We start from the raw sequence: 16,019 nt of genomic DNA on the forward strand, positions 1-16,019 counted from the left end.
CATGTTCCTCCCAAGGTGTACCCAGCGCATAAGTCGGTCAAGAATATCGGAGCGCCCTCCCGCGGAACCTGAGTGCGCGGAGGCTTGACGGCCCCGTCGTGATCCGCCAGGGCCCTACCGTGGGGAGCATGGCCCGCTCGCTCCTCCCCGACCAGCTCTGCCGACTCCGCGTCCACGACCTCGCGACGGGGGAGTCGACGACCGTCTTCGAGTCCGACTCCGTCCTCGTGGAGGCGCCGAACTGGACTCCGGACGGCTCCGCCCTGATCGTGAACGGCGACGGCGGCCTCTTCCGACTGCCGCTCGAGGGGACGCCCGTGCTCGAGCCGATCCCGCTCGACGGGGTGCCTGCCGAGCTCAACAACGACCACGTGCTCGCCGCGTCCGGCGGGCTCGCCTACGTCTCGGCGCGCGACGGGCACCTGTACGCGGTCGAGCTCGACGGCTCCGCCCCCGCCCGCCGCCTGACCGCCGAGCGCGAGGGCGCGCGCTTCAAGCACTACCTGCACGGCGTCTCGCCCGACGGCGCGACCCTCGCGCTGATCGGCGGCGGCGACGCCTCCGGGCGGTGGCGGACCGACGTGTACACGATGCCGGCCGGAGGAGGCGCGCTCACCGCCCTGACCGACGACGAGCCGGCGGACGACGGCGTCGACGCCTCGGCCGACGGCCGCACCCTCGTCTTCAACTCCGAGCGGGCCGGAGGAGGTGCGCAGCTGTTCCGGATCGGCCTCGACGGCTCCGCGCTCTCCCGCCTGGTCGAGTCGGACACGGTCGACTGGTTCCCGCACGAGTCGCCCGACGGCGCGCACCTGCTCTACCTCGCCTATCCGGAGGGGACAGCCGGGCACCCCGAGAACGTCGACGTCGAGCTGCGGCTGCTCGACCTCCCCGGGCGCGCGACGCTCGAGCCCGGCCGCGTGCTGGAGCGCCTCCACGGCGGGCAGGGGACGATCAACGTCTCCGGCTGGGCGCCGGACTCGACGCGCTTCGCCTACGCCGACTACCCGCGGCGCTGAGAGCCTGAGTCCTTGCCGCGCATGCGCGGGAGGGGGATCGATCACGGCGGGGAGCGGGTCTTGAATCGGGGGATGAGCATCGACAGCGCAGCATCCTCCTCCGTCACCCGCTCGCCGCTCGGCGACTCCGGCATCGACGTCTTCCCGCTCTCGCTCGGCGGCAACGTCTTCGGCTGGACCGCGGGGCGGCAGACCTCCTTCGACGTCCTCGACGGCTACACGGCTGCGGGCGGCGACTTCATCGACACCGCCGACGCCTACTCCGCCTGGGTCCCGGGCAACACGGGCGGCGAGTCCGAGACGATCATCGGCGAGTGGCTCGCGCAGCGCTCGGGGGACCGGGACGACGTGGTGATCGCGACGAAGGCTGGCCGCCACCCGCAGTTCACCGGCCTCGCGCCCGACATCGTGCGCGCGGCCGCCCGCGCCTCCCTCGAGCGCCTCGCGACCGACCGGATCGACCTCTACTACGCCCACTTCGACGACGAGGCCGTGCCGATGGCCGACATCGCCGCCGTGTTCTCGGAGCTCGTGGACCAGGGCCTGGTCCGCGCGATCGGAGTGTCGAACTTCAGCGCCGAGCGCGTCGCGGAGTGGCTGCGCATCGCGGGCGAGGAGGGCCTGCACGCGCCCGTCGCGCTGCAGCCGCACTACAACCTCGTGGAGCGCGGGATCGAGGCCGACCTGCTGCCCCTCGCCCGCGAGGCGGGGCTGGCCGTCGTCCCCTACTCCGCCCTGGCGTCGGGCTTCCTGACCGGCAAGTACCGCGACGGATCGACGCCCGAGGGCCCGCGCGCCGACGGTGCCTCCCGCTACCTCGACGGTCGCGGCCGCCGGGTGCTGGCGGCGCTCGATGCGGCGGCGGAGGCGCACGGCGCCGAGGTGGCGACGGTGGCGCTCGCCTGGCTCCGCTCGCAGCCCGGAGTGGTCGCGCCGATCGCCAGCGCCCGCGTGATGGAGCAGCTGCCGGCGCTGATCGCCTCGGCCTCCCTCGAGCTGAGCGCCGAGGAGCTCGCCGCGCTCGACGAGGCGAGCCGGGCGTAGCCGCAGACGGGCGGCCGCGGGGGCGCGCCCCCCGCGGTCATCGACGCTCCGCGGAGGTGCTATCGTCTAACGGTGCCAAATCGCGGGCACGCCCCGAGAGGGGCTGTCAGACCCGCAGGTGCGCCCCCTTAGCTCATTGGTAGAGCACTTCCTTGGTAAGGAAGAGGTAGTGGGTCCGATTCCCACAGGGGGCTCCGTTCCCCGCAGGCCAGACCTGCGAAGAACGCGCGGCGGGGTAGCTCAGGTGGTTAGAGCACACGGCTCATAATCGTGGTGTCGCGGGTTCAAGTCCCGCTCCCGCTACAGCGAGAAGGCCCCGGTTCGCGCGTCGAACCGGGGCCTTCGGCGTTCCTGTCGCGCTCCGCTGCGGTCGGCTCCGGAGCGGAGCGCCGTGATCGTGCCGCCGGGCCGGACTCTCAGAGCCAGCCGTTGCGCTCCGCGATCCGGAGGGCGTCGGCCCGGTTGCGGGCGCCCGTCTTGCCGATCACCGCCGAGAGGTGGTTCCGCACGGTCCCCGGCGAGAGGTGCAGCATCCGGGCGAGATCGGCGATCGAGCCTCCGGTGCGCGCGGCGGCGAGCACGTCGGCCTCCCGGTCGGTCAGGGGCGTGCCTCCCTGCGCCAGCGACTCCGCAGCGAGCGCGGGATCGACCACGCGCAGCCCCTGCCCGACCCTCCGCACGGCGTCCGCCAGCTGAGCCGAGGGCGTGTCCTTGACCACGAAGCCCGACGCCCCCGCCTGCATCGCGCGGCTGAGGTAGCCGGGACGGCCGAAGGTCGTCACGATCAGCACGCGGCAGGCCGGCAGCGCCTCGCGGAGGAGCGCGGCGGCGGCGATCCCGTCCAGCCCCGGCATCTCGATGTCCAGCAGCGCGACGTCCGGCGTCGAGGCGAGCGCCGCGGCGACCACCTCGTCCCCGCGGCCGACCTCCGCCACCACGTCGATGTCGGACTCCAGCGAGAGCAGGGCGGCGAGTGCGCCCCGCACCAGCGCCTGGTCGTCGGCGATCAGGAGGCGCAGAGCGCTCACCGTCCGCCTCCGGGGAGGGTAGCCGCCAGGCGGAAGCCCCCGAGCTCGCTCGTCCCGACCGAGAGCCGGCCGCCCGCTGCCTCGACCCGCTCGCGGAGCCCGGCCAGTCCGGTCGAACCCGCTGCTCCCGGCTGCGGTCCCACTCCGTCGTCCGCGATCTCGACCTCGCAGGCGGTGAGGCGGATCCGGCAGCGCGAGGCGCTCGAATGGCGGACGACGTTCGTCGCTCCTTCGCGGATCACCCACCCCACCAGCTCGCGATGCTGCGGGAGCACGGTGTCGGTGGAGGAGGGCAGGTCGGCGGAGATCCCCGCCGCGGCGAGAGCGCCGCGCGCGGCGGCCAGCGCTCCGCTCGCGGTCGTGGCCCGGAAGCCGGACACGGTCGCGCGGACGTCGGCGAGAGCGCCCCGCGCGAGCGACTCCACGTCCGCGATCTCGGCCCGCGCCCGCTCCGGGTCGGCGTCGAGGAGGCGCCCGGCCAGCTCCGACTTCACGGTGATCACCGTCAGCGAATGGCCCAGGATGTCGTGGATGTCGCGGGCGACCCGGCTCCGCTCGCGCTCGGCCGTCAGGACCTCCAGCTCGGCGCGGGTGTCGCGGAGCTGGTTGACGGTGGCGATCGTGCGCGCGAAGGTGGCCATCATCAGGGAGATGGAGAGGATGATCACCGGCACCACGAAGGCGGTCTCGGTGACGCCGTCGCTCTCGAGGCGGACGGCGAGCGTCACGGAGGCGAGGGCTCCGATCAGGGTGGCCGTGAGGCGCCAGGTGAACACGCACATGCCGACCAGGACTCCGACGTAGGTCCAGAGCCCCGTCACGTCCCGCCCGAGCCAGGGGAGGAGGGTGAAGGAGAAGGCGAGCAGTCCGAGGCAGATCAGCAGCCGGCCCCGCGTCGCGAGGGTCCAGGCGAGCGGCGGTGCGACGAGGAATCCGGCGCTGAAAGCGGCGATGAGGGCGACGCCGACGACGCGGCGGGGCCACTCCGGATCGTCGAGGACCGACGGCACGGTCGAGTACACCCAGAAGAGCGAGAAGACCGCTCCCGCGTACCAGCGCAGCGCACGCGGGGTCCAGAGAGCCGTGCGCAGGGTCGCTCCCGGGTCGGCGCCCGCCGCGGCCGGGCGGATCGGCCACCCTGTCTCGCCGTGCCCGGAGGCGGTGGTGCTGCTCACGCGCTCACCCTAGGACGGAGCCGACCGCGGTGGCGCATCCGTCACACCCGCTTCGTGTCGCGGCGGAAGAAGAACACCGTCCCGCCGAGGAGCAGACCGAGCCACACGAGTGCGTCGACCAGAGCGCCGAGGTCGAACCCCTCGCCGGTCAGCGGCGCTCGCGCGAGCTCGCTGATCCCGTAGACCGGCGTCAGGGCGGCGATGCTCTGCAGGAATCCGGGCATGCTGCTCACCGGGTAGAAGAGGCCGCCCAGGAACGCGAGGACCACGATGACCAGGCTCGTGATCTGTGCCGCGTTCTCGCCCGGCACCATGTAGCCCACCATGAGGCCGAGCGTCGTGAAGACGGCGCTCGCGAGCAGCCAGCCCGTCAGTCCGGTCGCGACCCACTGCACCGCCGAGAGCTCGATGCCGCTGGCGGCGCCGACCGCATAGGTGGCGACGACGGCGAGCAGGCCCAGCGCCATCCCGGCGATCATCTTGATCAGAACGTTGACCACGGGGTTCAGCGGGGTGAGCCGCAGCTGCCGGCTCCAGCCCTGCGCGCGCTCCACGGCGACGGCCGCCCCGGTCTGCGTGGCCGACATCATCGCTCCGTACATCGCCATCGACACCATGATGAAGGCCGCGATCGAGACGCCGCCCGCCGCGATCGGAGTCGCGGTCAGCGGCTCGTCGCGGAGCGGGTACCCGACGATGAAGAACATCAGGACCGGGAAGAGGAGGGTGAAGAAGAGGGTCCGCCGGTTCCGCAGCCGCCGCAGGATCTCGATGCGCAGGTAGGTCGTGGTGAAGCCGCCGAGCGCCGGCGAGCGGCGGTCGAGGCGGACGCGGTCGGCGGCGGGGGTCGTGGCGGTCATGCGGAGGCTCCTTCGGAGGTGAGGGCGAGGAAGACGCTCTCGAGGTTCTGGGCGGTGATCTCGACGTCGCGGGCACCGGTGCGGGTGAGCAGGTGGCGGGCGAGGGCGTCGGAGTCGTCGGTGTGCACCGTGATCCGGTCGCCCTGGGCCTCGACGCTGGAGACCTGGGGGAGCGCGGCGAGGGCGGCGAGGTCGGCGCCGGGCAGGGTCGCGTGGACGATCCGGCCGGAGACGAGGTTCTTGATGCTGCTCGTGGTCCCGTCGGCGACGATCCGGCCTCGGCTCATCAGGACGATGCGGTCGGCGTACTCGTCCGCCTCCTCGAGGTAGTGCGTGGCGAAGAGGACGGTGCGCCCGCGCGCCGCGTCGGTGCGGATGGCCTGCCAGAACGCGCGGCGCCCCTCGACGTCCATGCCGGTGGTCGGCTCGTCGAGCAGGAGCAGGCCGGGGTCCGACAGCAGCGCCATCGCGAACCGGAGCCGCTGCTGCTGACCGCCGGAGCACAGTCCCACGCGGCGGGAGGCGAGGTCGGCGATCCCCGCGCGCTCCAGCACCTCGTCGATCGGCCGGGTGTCCGCGAAGAGGCTCGCGGTCAGCTCCAGTGTCTCGTGGACGCTGAGGTCCTTCAGCAGGCCGCCGGTCTGCAGGACGGCCGAGACGAGCCCGTGCGCGATCGCCGTGCGCGGCGAGCGTCCGAACACCGTGACCTCGCCGGTGTCAGGGGCCGAGAGGCCCAGGAGCATGTCGAGGGTCGTGGTCTTGCCCGCGCCGTTGGGACCGAGGAAGGCGACGATCTCGCCGGGCCGGACGGTGAGGTCCACTCCGGCGACGGCGGCGACGGAGCCGAAGCTCTTGGTGAGGGCGGTCGCCTGCACGGCGAGGTCGGTCGAGGTCATGCCCTCAGCCTGTCGAGAGGGTCGCCGCAGTGCCTCGCTCCTCTGTCACCGAGGTGCCGTGACATCCGTCACCCCCGCTCCGGCTCCGGAGCGGGGCGGGCCGCGCCCGCTGCCGGGCGAGGTCTCAGACCGCGCAGCCCGCGAAGAGCACGTCGTCCGAGGAGACCAGGTCCTCCAGGGTCAGCAGGCGGTCGAGGTCGTGGCCGGCGGCCAGGGCGTTGGCGCGCTCCGGTGCGGTCTGGGGGGCGAGGCGCCCCTCCATCACCCCGCCGAGGGCGCGGACGGCGCACGCGGCGACCACTCCCTCCGGGGTGCCGCCGATGCCGAGGACGAGGTCGACGCGGCCCGCGGGATCGGCCGCCTCGATCGCGACCGACACGTCGCCCTCGCCGCGCAGCTCGAGCGCGACCCCGGCCGCGCGCAGAGCCGCGATGAGCCCGGAGTGACGCGGCTTGTCGAGCACGACGACGACCAGCTCCGCGACGGGCTTCCCGAGCGCCGCCGCCAGCCGTGCGGCGTTCTCGGCGGGAGGGAGGTCGAGCGAGACGGCGCCCCGGCCCGCTGCAGAGCAGACCAGCTTGTCCATGTAGAACACGTTGCGCGGGTCGAACAGCGTGCCGCGCGGGGCGAGCGCGATCACGCTCACCGAGCCGGGGAGCCCCTCCGCCGTGAGTCGGGTGCCGTCGAGCGGATCGACCGCCACGTCGCAGGAGGGAGCGGAGGCGCGGCCGAGGCGCTCGCCGTTCGCGAGCATCGGGGCCTCGTCCTTCTCGCCCTCGCCGATCACGACGACGCCGTCGAACGGAGCGTCGGCCAGCACGGCGCGCATCGCCGCGACCGACGCCTCGTCCGCCGCGATCTTGTCGCCGCGCCCGTACCAGCCGCGCGCCGCCTCGGCCGCCGCGCGCACGGCGGCGGCCACCGCCTCCTGCAGCTCGGCCGGGTAGGCGGGCGACGCGATCAGCCGCAGGCCGCTCATGCGCGCGCGGGCTGAGCGGTCGCGGTGCGGACCAGCCGCTCCAGGGTGCGCAGGCCGTCGGAGGAGAGCACCGACTCCAGGTGCCCCTGCACCGACGCGACGTGCTCGCCGCGGAGGGCGTTGACCACTCCCGTCTCCGGGTCGACCGACACCTCGAGCCCCAGCCGGGGCGTGCGCGCGACGCCGGGGGCGACGGAGGAGAAGGTGTTGTAGAAGCCGATCGCGGCGTCCTCGCCGAACACGTCCACCGCCAGGCGCACGCCCTGGCGGGGCGCGGGCAGCGGCTCGACCGGGAGGCCCGCCAGCAGCGACAGCATCTGGTGGCTGAGGCAGACGGCGAGCATCGGCCGCTCGGCCTCGAGCCGCGCGGTCATCAGCGAGCGCAGGTGCGCGATCCGCGGCTCGGAGTCGTCGCGGGGGTCGCCCGGGCCCGGGCCGAAGACGACGAGGTCGTCGCTCAGCACGTCGGCGACCTCCGACCAGCGCTCGACCCGGGCGTCCATCCCGAGGTGGCGCAGCTGGTGGGCGAGCATCGTCGTGAACTGGTCCTCGTTGTCGACGATCAGCGCGGTGTGCCCGGCGAGGCCGGCGATGTGCTCGGGACCCTGGGGTCGGAGCCAGAACGAGGCGAGCCGCTCGTTGCGCGCCTCGAGCGCCTCCTGCACGCCCGGCTGCGCGTTCAGGTCGAGGGCCGGCGGCACCTCGCGGTGCGGCAGCAGGCCCAGGGCGGAGAGGACGCCCGACGCCTTCGCCCGCGTCTCGGCGACCTCGCCCTCGGGGGTGGAGTGGCGCACGAGCGTCGCGCCGGCCGGCACGGTGAGGCGGCCGTCCGCGCGGAGGTAGGCGGTGCGGATGAGGATGGGGGCGTCGACCGTGTAGCCGTGCTCCTCCGGCTCGAAGAGGGCGAGCACGCCGGAGTAGTAGCCGCGCGGCTCCTTCTCGTACTCGGCGATCACGGCGCACGCGTTCTCCATCGGCGAGCCGGTGACCGTGGGCGCGAACATCGTCAGCCGCAGGACCTCGCGCACGTCGAGTCCGGTGCGGCCCTCGAGCAGGTACTCGGTGTGGCTGAGCCGCGACATCTGCTTGAGGAACGGCCCGAGGATGCGGCCGCCGTCCGGGCAGACCGCGCTCATCATCTTCATCTCCTCGTCCACGACCATGAAGAGCTCCTCGCTCTCCTTGACGTCGGCGAGGAACGCGAGCACCTCCTCCCCGGTGGGTCCGGCCGCGGGGTGGCGGAAGGTGCCGCTGATCGGGTTCATCATGGCGACGCCGTCGCGCACCGAGACGTGGCGCTCGGGGGTCGCGCCGACGGCGGTGACCGTCTGCGCGCCGTCGACGCCGGGGGTGTGGATCGCGAAGGTCCAGTACGCGCCGGACTCGTCGGTGAGCAGGCGGCGGAACCAGGCCAGGACCGCCTCGACGGGCGGCGCGTCGGTCTGCGCGACGAAGGCGCGGTTGATGACGAAGTTGGCGCCCTCGCCGCGGCCGATCTCGTCCTCGATCACCCGGCGGACGATGTCGGCGTACTCGTCGTCCGGCACGTCGAAGCCGCGCTCCTCGACCGGGATCTCCCGCTCGGGCAGGAGCCGCAGCACCTCGGCCAGGGGGACGCTCTCGCGCTCGCGCACCACGAGGTTGCGCAGCGGGGCTCCGTCGTCCTTCGCCGCGAAGCCGCGCTCGCGCACCTGCCGGTAGGGCACGAGGGTCAGCACGTCGTCGCCGTCGAGCGGGATGTCGGCCAGGCCCTCGACGTCGAGCACGTCGCCCGTGAACACGTCGACGGCGTCGCGGCCCTGGCGGAGGACCACCGCGAACGGCAGCGTCCCGTCGGAGGCGAGGATGCGGGAGAGGAGCGAAGTCATCGTGGTCCTTGAATCGGGTCGTGCCCCACCCGGGCCCTGACATGCAGAACGACCGCCCGGAGGAGGCGGTCGCGTGCGAGGGGTCTGCGCGTCGGTCCGCCTAGGAGGCGGGCCACCAGGGGCTTCGGATCGACGTGCGCACGCGGCGAGTCTAGGGGAGAGCCGGGCGGCGGCCAAGCGGTGTCAGGCGGCCGGCCGCTCGGTCGGCTCGCCCCGCAGGGTCCGGAGCAGGAGGGTCGCGCCGGCCGTCGCGGCGGGGGTGGCGACGACCGCGCCCCCGGGGACGAGGAACGCCAGGTAGACGGCGATGCCGAAGCCGAGCGAGACCGCGCGGTGCTCGCCGAGGAGGCGGCGGCGGTCGCGGAGGGAGAGCCCCCGGGCGTCGCCCGCGAACCCGGTCAGCTCGAGCGCGAGGGCCCTCCCGCCGACCAGGGCGCCCGCGACGAGGCCGACGATCGAGCCGACCAGCGGCACCAGGCCCAGCAGCACCAGGACCACGCCGATCCCGAGGGAGGTGGCGACCAGCACGGCGGAGTCGCGGAGGCCGCGGCCGACCCCCTGCCAGAAGGTGCTCTCGCGCTCGTCGGGCACGCCGCCGAGGTCGTCCTCGACCCGCCGCCAGATCCGCTCGTAGAAGGGGTCGCCGACCAGCAGGGTCACCGCGGCGAAGAGGACCACGCCGAGGGCGAGCACGGCGCCGACCACCGCGATCGAGAGCACCAGGCGGACGGTGGCAGCCGTGCCCTCGTCCCAGCCGCCGGCGAACGGGGTGAGCGCGGTCACCGCGTCCTGCACCCGCGTGAGCGCCAGGACCAGCACGCCGACGAAGACCAGGCCGACGATCAGGGGCGGGATCGCGCCGAGGAGCATCGCCCGCGGCGAGCGGACCCAGGTGCGGAAGCCGCGGAGGAAGAGCCGGGCACCGAGGCCGAGATCGCGGAGGACGCTCATCCCCCGATCCTCGCAGGTGGGCCCGGGCCGGCGGTCCTGCAGAACACTCGGCCGCACGGGGCGCGGAGCCTCAGACCCGCTCGAACGGAGCGAGCAGCCCCGCCATCGCCTTCGTCCGCGGCACGGCGTACTCGTCGCGCCGCGAGGTGCTGACGCCCATCGCGACCAGCCCCTCCACCAGGCGCACCGCCGAGGCGACGCCGTCGATCACGGGCACGCCCAGCTCCCGCGAGAGGTCGCGGCACAGGTCGGCCATGCCCGCGCAGCCCAGAACGATCGAGTCGGACCCGTCGACGGCCAGCGCTTCGGCGCACTCCGCCAGGATCGCGCGGCGGGCGTCGGAGCGGGGGTCGTCGAGCTCGAGCACCGGGATGTCGCAGGCGCGCACCTGGCGGCAGGCGTCGCCGAACCCGGCGCGGCGGGCGATGTCCCAGGCGCGGCCGCTCGTGCGCGAGAGCGTGGTGACCACGCTGAAGCCCCGGCCGACGAGCGCGGCCATGTGCATGGCGGCCTCGGCGATCCCCACGACCGGGCCGCTCGCGATCTCGCGCGCGGCGTCGACACCCGGGTCGCCGAAGCACGCGATGACCGCGCCGTCGCTGCCGGCCGCCTCCGCCCGGGCGATCTCGTGCAGGACGCCGGGCACGGCGAGCGCCTCGTCGTAGTGGCTCTCGATCGACGCCGGACCCATCGGCGGGGTGACGGCCGTGATCTCGGTGCCGAGCGAGGCGACGGAGCGGGCGGCCGCGCCGATCGCCGCGGTCATCGCGGTGCTGGTGTTCGGGTTGACGACGGTGATGCGCATGGTGGTTCCTCGGTTCGGGTGCCGGGAGGGGGAGGGACCCGCCCGGCCGCCGGCCCGCGGGATGCGGAGCGGCCGGGGCGGATCCCTCCTCCGTGACGGCCGGATCAGACGGTCGAGCCGTCGCTGACGTGCTCGAGGTCCTCGTCGAGGCGCCCGATCCGCGGCGCGCGCCGCTCGAGCACGGCCATCGCGACGAATCCGAGCCCGCAGCCGAGGAACCAGCTGTAGTCGCCGAGCCAGGTGAACTCCGCGCCTCCCGCCTCCGCGATCCAGCGCGGCACGAGCACCGAGGCGACGGAGGGGACTCCGCCGATCACGGTCGCCCAGACGGCGTTGGGGTTGAAGCCGCGCGAGAACCAGTAGCGGCCCTTCTCGCTCATCGTGTAGAGGTCGTCCACCCAGACGCGCTGGCGGCTGATCAGGTAGTAGCCCGCGATGAGGACGCCGAACAGCGGTCCGATCAGCGCGCCGAGGATGCCGAGCGTGTAGTGGATGGCGGTGTCGTTCGAGTACCAGTTCCACGGGGTGAGCAGCACCGAGCCGACGGCGGCGATCATGCCGCCCATCCGCCAGCTGATCTTCTTCGGGTTGACGTTCGAGAAGTCGAACGCGGGGGAGATGAAGTTGGCGACGATGTTGATGCCGATCGTCGCGATGACGAAGGTGAGCCCGCCGAGGAGCACGGCGAACCAGGTGTCGATCCGCTCGACGGTCTCGATCGGGTCGGTGATCAGCTCGCCGAAGACCGGCACGGTCGCCGAGGCGGTGATCACGGTGAGGAGGGAGAAGAAGAGGAAGTTGATCGGGAGGCCGAGCAGGTTGCCGCGCTTCACGGCGCCGTAGCTGCGGGCGTACCGGGAGAAGTCGCCGAAGTTGAGCATCGGGCCCGAGAAGTAGGAGACGACCAGGGCGACGGCCGAGATCATCACCGGCACCGCGGCGGCGAGGTCGAGCGGCTCGCCGGAGCCGAGGGTGAGCGAGATGTTCTCCCAGCCCGCCTGCGACACCAGGTAGACGGCCAGCACGAGCATCACCACGTAGACCGCCGGTCCCGCCCAGTCGATGAAGCGGCGAATCGACTCCATGCCCCGCCAGAACAGCGCGGCCTGCGCGACCCAGAGAATCGCGTAGGAGAGGTAGCCCAGAGCCGAGAGGCCGAGGAACGACGCCTCGGGCGTGTTCAGGGCGGCCATGCCCGGGAAGAACTTGAGGAAGACGATGTTCAGCGACTGCGCCGCCAGGTAGGTCTGCACGCCGTACCAGGCGATCGCGATCAATCCGCGGATGATCGCCGGGATGTTCGCGCCGCGGATGCCGAAGATCGCGCGGTTGATGACGGGGTAGGGCACACCGGTGACCTGGCTGGGCTTGGCGACGAGGTTGCAGAAGACCTGCACGATCACGATGCCCACCACCAGGGCGACGAGGACCTGCCAGCCGGCCAGGCCCAGCGCGAAGAGCGAGCCCGCGGTCACGTACCCGCCGACGCTGTGCACGTCCGACATCCAGAACGCGAAGATGTTGTAGCTCGACCAGCGCTGCTTCCGGAGCGGGGCGAGGTCCTCGTTGGAGAGGCGGTCGTCGTAGCCGGCGCTCGCCGCGACGGCGGGATCCGGATCGACGGGAGGAGCGGTGACTCGGGGTGCGGTGACTCGGTCGGACATGGGTGGATCCACCTCTCGGGCGGTCGTGCGCAGAGCGGCACGGAGCGGATGTGTCAGGGTGGTCGGGACGTCCGGCCGAGGAGGCGGGGCGTCGCGGAGAGCGTTCCGAGTGAAGTGATCACTTCACGCGGGCCACGCTACGAGTCGGGAGGCCGCCGCTCGTTTCGGCTCCGTTACGGCTGTGTGACGATCCGCGAGAGGGGACGGGCCATGCCCTCCGACGACACCGCGCCCGACGAGGCGGCCGCCCGGGCGATCGCGGACGGGGCCGGACTCGGCGCCCGGCTGCGGGAGCTGCGGCTCTCGGCGGGCCTGTCGCTGAAGGCACTCGCCGGGCGACTCGGCATCTCCGTGAGCGCCGTCTCGCAGATCGAGCGCGGAGCCATGCAGCCCTCGGTCGGCCGGCTGATCGCCCTCGTGGACGCGCTGGGGGTCCCGCTGTCCGCCGTGTTCGACCAGGGCGCGTCGGCGCCGGTCGAGACCGCGGTCGTCCGGGCGCGCGAGTCGGCGCCCGTGGCGCTCGAGGGCGGAGTGCTGTTCCGCCGTCTGGCGCCGCGTCCGCTGGACGCCGTCGACTTCTTCGAGTCGACCTACCCGCCGGGCTCGACCTCGACGGCGCACCGGCAGCTGCTCCGCCACGACGGGTTCGAGATGGGGACGGTGACGCTCGGAGAGCTGACGGTCGAGTTCGAGGACGAGTCGGTCATCCTCGGGCCGGGCGACGCCATCACGTTCCCGTGCGAGCGGCCGCACCGCATGGTCAACACGGGCTCGACCACGGCGATCGCGACCTGGCTGATCGTCCACCGCTGACACCGCGCCGGTGCTTCGTGCCGGACCCCTGGCGGCACCACCTGCGTATGGGACCCTGGTCCTCGCTCCTCCACAACGGGCGGACGACCGTCTCCTGTCCACACCCCGGTCGGGATCGGGGCGCGGCGGGCCCTCGGTGTCGGTACCGCCTGGTGGGCTGGTCTCCTCGACCGAGGGGTGCGGAACGTGGAGGAGCGGATGGACGGCAGGAACGACGAGGGGTGCCCGCGCTGGTGCGCGGGCGAGCACGACGAGCTGGTCGCGGCGGGGGAGCGGCTGCACCGCTCCGCGGCGAGCTCGCTCCCGGTGGTGCTCTGGGCGGGCCGAGACGGGGCCGCGGGCGCGACGGTGCACGTCTCCCTGTGCCGCCCGGGGGAGTCGGGGGAGGACAGGCTCCGCCTGGAGGCCGACGGGCTCGGCGAGGTCGACCTCGATCTCAGCTCGGGGTCGCGGCTGGCCGGCGCGGTGCTCCGGCTACTCGGCGCCGCGTGAGGTGCGCGGCGGATCGGGCGGCAGGAGGTCCGTCAGCTCGATCTCGAGCGCCTCGCAGAGCGCGAGGAGGGTGTGCAGCGTGGGGTTCGCGGGCGAGCCGGGCTTCGACTCGCCCTTCTCGAACTTCTGGTAGGTGTAGCCCGCGAGCCCGGCCGCGTGGGCGATCCGCTCCTGGCTGGCGCCCTTGGCGATGCGGGCCCGGTGCATGTTGGTGCCGAGCTCGCGGGCGTAGGTCGCCCAGTCGCGCTCGGGAGTGGGTGTCGACATGCCCGCCAGCTTCGGAGAAGTTCGGCCGCGGGTCAGCCATACACGGATGGGAAATTCCCGGTGGTCATACCCGGGTGACCACGGGCGGCGCCTCCGGAGCCCCGAGGGCCCCGCGACGGCAGCGCCTAGTATGGCCGGGTGCCAGTGAACCCCGAACTCGTCGGGCGCGTCTTCGCGCCCACGGAGCCCTATCAGGTGGGGCGCGAGAAGGTGCGCGAGTTCGCCCGCGCCGTCTCCGCGACCTCCCCCCTGCACCACGACGTCGAAGCCGCCCGCGCCGCCGGGCACCCCGACCTCGTCGCTCCGCCCACCTTCGCCGTCGTCGTGCAGGAGTTCACGCTCCAGCAGCTGCTCGCCGAGCCCGACGGCGGGATCGACTTCAGCCGCGTCGTGCACGGAGACCAGCGCTTCGTGCTGTCCCGTCCGGTCGTGGCCGGCGACGAGCTGACCGCGACCCTCTCGGTCGCCGCCATCAAGAAGCTCGGCGCCCACTCGATGGTCACCACCGAGTCCCGCATGGTCGACGCGAGCGGCGAGCACGTCGTCACCGCGATCTCGACCCTCGTGGTCAGGGGAGACGAATGAGCACCGCACTGCCCGCTCTCGCCGAGCTGAGCGTCGGCCAGGTCGTCGCCGAGAGCCGCTTCCCGATCGACCGCGGCACCCTGGTGCGCTATGCGGGCGCCTCGGGCGACTTCAACCCCATCCACTACCGCGACGACGTCGCCGCCGAGGTCGGCCTGCCCGGCGTGCTCGCGCACGGCATGCTCACGATGGGCACCGCGGTGCAGGTCGTCGTCGACTGGGTCGGCGACCCCGGACGCGTGGTCGACTACCAGGTGCGCTTCACCCGCCCCGTCGTGGTGGACCCGCGCGACGGCGCCGCGATCGACGTGGTCGCCAGGATCGGTGCTGTGAACGCCGAGGAGGGCTGGGTCCGCGTCGACCTCGCCGTCTCGGTCGAGGGCCAGTCTGTCCTCGGCAAGGCCCAGGCACGGGTCCGACTCGCGTGACCTCCGCGCCGCTGCTCTCCGCCCTGACCACCCTCCGCGTCGGCGGACCCGCCGAGCGCCTCGTCGAGCCCGCCACCGAGGCGGAGCTGGTCGAGACGCTCGTCGGCCTGTGGTCGGACGACGAGCCGTGGCTGCTGCTCGGCGGCGGCTCCAACCTCCTCGTGGGCGACGACGGGGTCGAGGGCACGGTCGTGCGCGTGCGCACCACCGGCGTCGAGCGGCTCCCCTCCGACGAGCCGGGGCGCGTGCTCCTGCGGGTCCAGGCGGGCGAGTCGTGGGACGGCCTCGTCGCGACGACCGTGGAGCGCGGCTGGGCGGGCCTCGAGGCCCTCAGCGGCATCCCCGGCACGGTCGGTGCGTCGCCCGTGCAGAACATCGGCGCCTACGGCCAGGAGCTCTCGGACACGCTGGTCGCGGTCGACTTCCTCGACGAGGGCGCCCGCGAGCCCGTCCGGCTGACGGCGGAGGAGCTGCAGTTCGCCTACCGCACCTCCGTGATCAAGCAGGGCCGCCGGGGCGCGGTGCTGGCCGTCGAGTTCGCGCTCGAGGAGGTCGGCGCCGAGGGCGACGGCACTCCCGTCGCCTACGGTCAGCTGGCGTCGGCGCTCGGAGTCGCGCTCGGCGACCGCGTACCGCTCGCGCGGGTGCGCGAGACCGTGCTGGCGCTGCGTGCGGGCAAGGGCATGGTCCTCGATCCGGAGGACCCGGACACCGCGAGCGCCGGCTCCTTCTTCACCAACCCCCTCGTCACGAGCGCGTTCGCCGACTCCCTGCCGCCCGAGGCGCCGCGCTGGCCGGTCGAGCCGACGGCGGAGGCGCCCGTCATCACCCCGCTCGCCGCGGTCGAGGCAGGAGCGCCCGTCGGGCTGCCCGTGCCTCCCCGCGCCGACGGCCTGGTGAAGCTCAGCGCCGCGTGGCTGATCGAGCACGCCGGCGTCTCGCGCGGTTTCGCCCTGCCCGGCTCGCGGGCCGCCGTGTCGAGCAAGCACACCCTCGCCCTGACCAACCGCGGAGGAGCGACGGCCGAACAGGTCGCTGAGCTCGCCCGGTACGTCCAGGGCCGCGTCCTGGCGGAGTTCGGCGTGCTGCTGCACCCCGAGCCCGTCGTGGTCGGCACCGCGGTCTGAGTCCGCGCGGTCTGCGCG

General features: G+C 73.5%; 17 protein-coding genes and 2 tRNA genes. 9 read left to right on the plus strand and 10 right to left on the minus strand.

The window, feature by feature from the left end; genetic code table 11:
* The first annotated feature begins 128 nt into the window (after positions 1-128).
* The 4 genes from C5C69_RS01745 to C5C69_RS01760 all read left to right on the plus strand — a co-directional run bounded on the left by C5C69_RS01745 (position 129) and on the right by C5C69_RS01760 (position 2,366).
* Complete coding sequence (locus C5C69_RS01745) at positions 129-1,019, plus strand: PD40 domain-containing protein (protein ID WP_104257171.1); 891 nt, start codon at positions 129-131, stop codon at positions 1,017-1,019.
* 72 nt (positions 1,020-1,091) lie between these two features.
* Positions 1,092-2,063: an aldo/keto reductase gene (locus C5C69_RS01750; RefSeq protein WP_104257172.1), complete on the plus strand. Its 972-nt coding sequence runs from the start codon at positions 1,092-1,094 to the stop codon at positions 2,061-2,063.
* 122 nt (positions 2,064-2,185) lie between these two features.
* Positions 2,186-2,257, plus strand: a tRNA-Thr gene (locus tag C5C69_RS01755).
* A gap of 35 nt (positions 2,258-2,292) precedes the next feature.
* Positions 2,293-2,366: transfer RNA gene (locus C5C69_RS01760), tRNA-Met, on the plus strand.
* A 113-nt stretch (positions 2,367-2,479) separates the two neighbouring features.
* Here the strand turns inward: C5C69_RS01760 and C5C69_RS01765 are convergent.
* The 9 genes from C5C69_RS01765 to C5C69_RS01805 form a co-directional block, all read right to left on the minus strand.
* On the minus strand, positions 2,480-3,091 hold the full coding sequence (locus tag C5C69_RS01765; protein ID WP_181067973.1) for a response regulator: 612 nt from the start codon (positions 3,089-3,091) through the stop codon (positions 2,480-2,482).
* Positions 3,088-4,266: a sensor histidine kinase gene (locus C5C69_RS01770; RefSeq protein ID WP_258059741.1), complete on the minus strand. Its 1,179-nt coding sequence runs from the start codon at positions 4,264-4,266 to the stop codon at positions 3,088-3,090. The genes C5C69_RS01765 and C5C69_RS01770 overlap by 4 nt, the downstream gene beginning before the upstream one ends.
* 41 nt (positions 4,267-4,307) lie before the next feature.
* Positions 4,308-5,126, minus strand: coding sequence for an ABC transporter permease (locus C5C69_RS01775; protein WP_104238293.1), 819 nt, complete (start codon positions 5,124-5,126; stop codon positions 4,308-4,310).
* Positions 5,123-6,022, minus strand: a complete 900-nt coding sequence (locus C5C69_RS01780) for an ABC transporter ATP-binding protein (RefSeq protein ID WP_104257173.1) — start codon at positions 6,020-6,022, stop codon at positions 5,123-5,125. The genes C5C69_RS01775 and C5C69_RS01780 overlap by 4 nt, the downstream gene beginning before the upstream one ends.
* A 124-nt stretch (positions 6,023-6,146) precedes the next feature.
* Positions 6,147-7,001: a fructose-bisphosphatase class II family protein gene (locus tag C5C69_RS01785; protein WP_104257174.1), complete on the minus strand. Its 855-nt coding sequence runs from the start codon at positions 6,999-7,001 to the stop codon at positions 6,147-6,149.
* Positions 6,998-8,869 (minus strand): anthranilate synthase family protein, encoded by a 1,872-nt coding sequence (locus C5C69_RS01790; RefSeq protein ID WP_104257175.1) that lies wholly within the window; start codon positions 8,867-8,869, stop codon positions 6,998-7,000. The genes C5C69_RS01785 and C5C69_RS01790 overlap by 4 nt, the downstream gene beginning before the upstream one ends.
* 183 nt (positions 8,870-9,052) lie before the next feature.
* Positions 9,053-9,820, minus strand: coding sequence for an EI24 domain-containing protein (locus C5C69_RS01795; protein ID WP_104257176.1), 768 nt, complete (start codon positions 9,818-9,820; stop codon positions 9,053-9,055).
* 70 nt (positions 9,821-9,890) lie between these two features.
* Entirely contained in the window at positions 9,891-10,625 is a 735-nt protein-coding gene (locus tag C5C69_RS01800; protein WP_104257177.1) for an aspartate/glutamate racemase family protein, read from the minus strand.
* A 104-nt stretch (positions 10,626-10,729) separates the two neighbouring features.
* Complete coding sequence (locus tag C5C69_RS01805; RefSeq protein ID WP_104257178.1) at positions 10,730-12,289, minus strand: NCS1 family nucleobase:cation symporter-1; 1,560 nt, start codon at positions 12,287-12,289, stop codon at positions 10,730-10,732.
* A gap of 210 nt (positions 12,290-12,499) precedes the next feature.
* Here C5C69_RS01805 and C5C69_RS01810 point away from each other — a divergent pair, with 210 nt between their 5' ends.
* Both C5C69_RS01810 and C5C69_RS01815 read left to right on the plus strand, forming a co-directional pair.
* The gene (locus C5C69_RS01810; RefSeq protein WP_104223623.1) at positions 12,500-13,102 is read left to right on the plus strand and encodes a helix-turn-helix domain-containing protein; all 603 of its coding nucleotides are present in this window, start codon (positions 12,500-12,502) and stop codon (positions 13,100-13,102) included.
* Between the two features lie 198 nt (positions 13,103-13,300).
* Positions 13,301-13,594, plus strand: a complete 294-nt coding sequence (locus C5C69_RS01815; protein ID WP_104254833.1) for a DUF6907 domain-containing protein — start codon at positions 13,301-13,303, stop codon at positions 13,592-13,594.
* On the opposite strand, the gene C5C69_RS01820 is transcribed toward C5C69_RS01815, so the two are convergent.
* The gene (locus tag C5C69_RS01820) at positions 13,577-13,861 is read right to left on the minus strand and encodes a helix-turn-helix domain-containing protein (protein ID WP_104223625.1); all 285 of its coding nucleotides are present in this window, start codon (positions 13,859-13,861) and stop codon (positions 13,577-13,579) included. The genes C5C69_RS01815 and C5C69_RS01820 overlap by 18 nt on opposite strands.
* Positions 13,862-13,999: 138 nt before the next feature.
* Here C5C69_RS01820 and C5C69_RS01825 point away from each other — a divergent pair, with 138 nt between their 5' ends.
* Genes C5C69_RS01825 through C5C69_RS01835 form a run of 3 tightly spaced genes read left to right on the plus strand, consistent with a single transcriptional unit; the run spans position 14,000 to position 16,001 of the window.
* Positions 14,000-14,446, plus strand: a complete 447-nt coding sequence (locus tag C5C69_RS01825) for a MaoC family dehydratase N-terminal domain-containing protein (protein WP_104227045.1) — start codon at positions 14,000-14,002, stop codon at positions 14,444-14,446.
* Complete coding sequence (locus tag C5C69_RS01830; protein WP_104238284.1) at positions 14,443-14,874, plus strand: MaoC/PaaZ C-terminal domain-containing protein; 432 nt, start codon at positions 14,443-14,445, stop codon at positions 14,872-14,874. Before C5C69_RS01825 ends, C5C69_RS01830 begins: the two co-directional genes overlap by 4 nt.
* Entirely contained in the window at positions 14,871-16,001 is a 1,131-nt protein-coding gene (locus tag C5C69_RS01835; protein WP_104223628.1) for a UDP-N-acetylmuramate dehydrogenase, read from the plus strand. Before C5C69_RS01830 ends, C5C69_RS01835 begins: the two co-directional genes overlap by 4 nt.
* Positions 16,002-16,019: the final 18 nt, after the last annotated feature.

This window comes from Rathayibacter sp. AY1C7 (assembly GCF_002931865.1).
Classification (GTDB): Bacteria; Actinomycetota; Actinomycetes; order Actinomycetales; family Microbacteriaceae; genus Rathayibacter.

Excerpts from the sequence above, each read along its gene's own strand:
- C5C69_RS01745 (WP_104257171.1), top strand. The coding sequence starts at position 129 with ATGGCCCGCTCGCTCCTCCCCGACCAGCTCTGCCGACTCCGCGTCCAC.
- C5C69_RS01750 (WP_104257172.1), top strand. The coding sequence starts at position 1,092 with ATGAGCATCGACAGCGCAGCATCCTCCTCCGTCACCCGCTCGCCGCTC.
- C5C69_RS01775 (WP_104238293.1), bottom strand. The coding sequence starts at position 5,126 with ATGACCGCCACGACCCCCGCCGCCGACCGCGTCCGCCTCGACCGCCGC.
- C5C69_RS01780 (WP_104257173.1), bottom strand. The coding sequence starts at position 6,022 with ATGACCTCGACCGACCTCGCCGTGCAGGCGACCGCCCTCACCAAGAGC.
- C5C69_RS01785 (WP_104257174.1), bottom strand. The coding sequence starts at position 7,001 with ATGAGCGGCCTGCGGCTGATCGCGTCGCCCGCCTACCCGGCCGAGCTG.
- C5C69_RS01790 (WP_104257175.1), bottom strand. The coding sequence starts at position 8,869 with ATGACTTCGCTCCTCTCCCGCATCCTCGCCTCCGACGGGACGCTGCCG.
- C5C69_RS01795 (WP_104257176.1), bottom strand. The coding sequence starts at position 9,820 with ATGAGCGTCCTCCGCGATCTCGGCCTCGGTGCCCGGCTCTTCCTCCGC.
- C5C69_RS01800 (WP_104257177.1), bottom strand. The coding sequence starts at position 10,625 with ATGCGCATCACCGTCGTCAACCCGAACACCAGCACCGCGATGACCGCG.
- C5C69_RS01805 (WP_104257178.1), bottom strand. The coding sequence starts at position 12,289 with ATGTCCGACCGAGTCACCGCACCCCGAGTCACCGCTCCTCCCGTCGAT.
- C5C69_RS01810 (WP_104223623.1), top strand. The coding sequence starts at position 12,500 with ATGCCCTCCGACGACACCGCGCCCGACGAGGCGGCCGCCCGGGCGATC.
- C5C69_RS01815 (WP_104254833.1), top strand. The coding sequence starts at position 13,301 with ATGGACGGCAGGAACGACGAGGGGTGCCCGCGCTGGTGCGCGGGCGAG.
- C5C69_RS01820 (WP_104223625.1), bottom strand. The coding sequence starts at position 13,861 with ATGTCGACACCCACTCCCGAGCGCGACTGGGCGACCTACGCCCGCGAG.
- C5C69_RS01830 (WP_104238284.1), top strand. The coding sequence starts at position 14,443 with ATGAGCACCGCACTGCCCGCTCTCGCCGAGCTGAGCGTCGGCCAGGTC.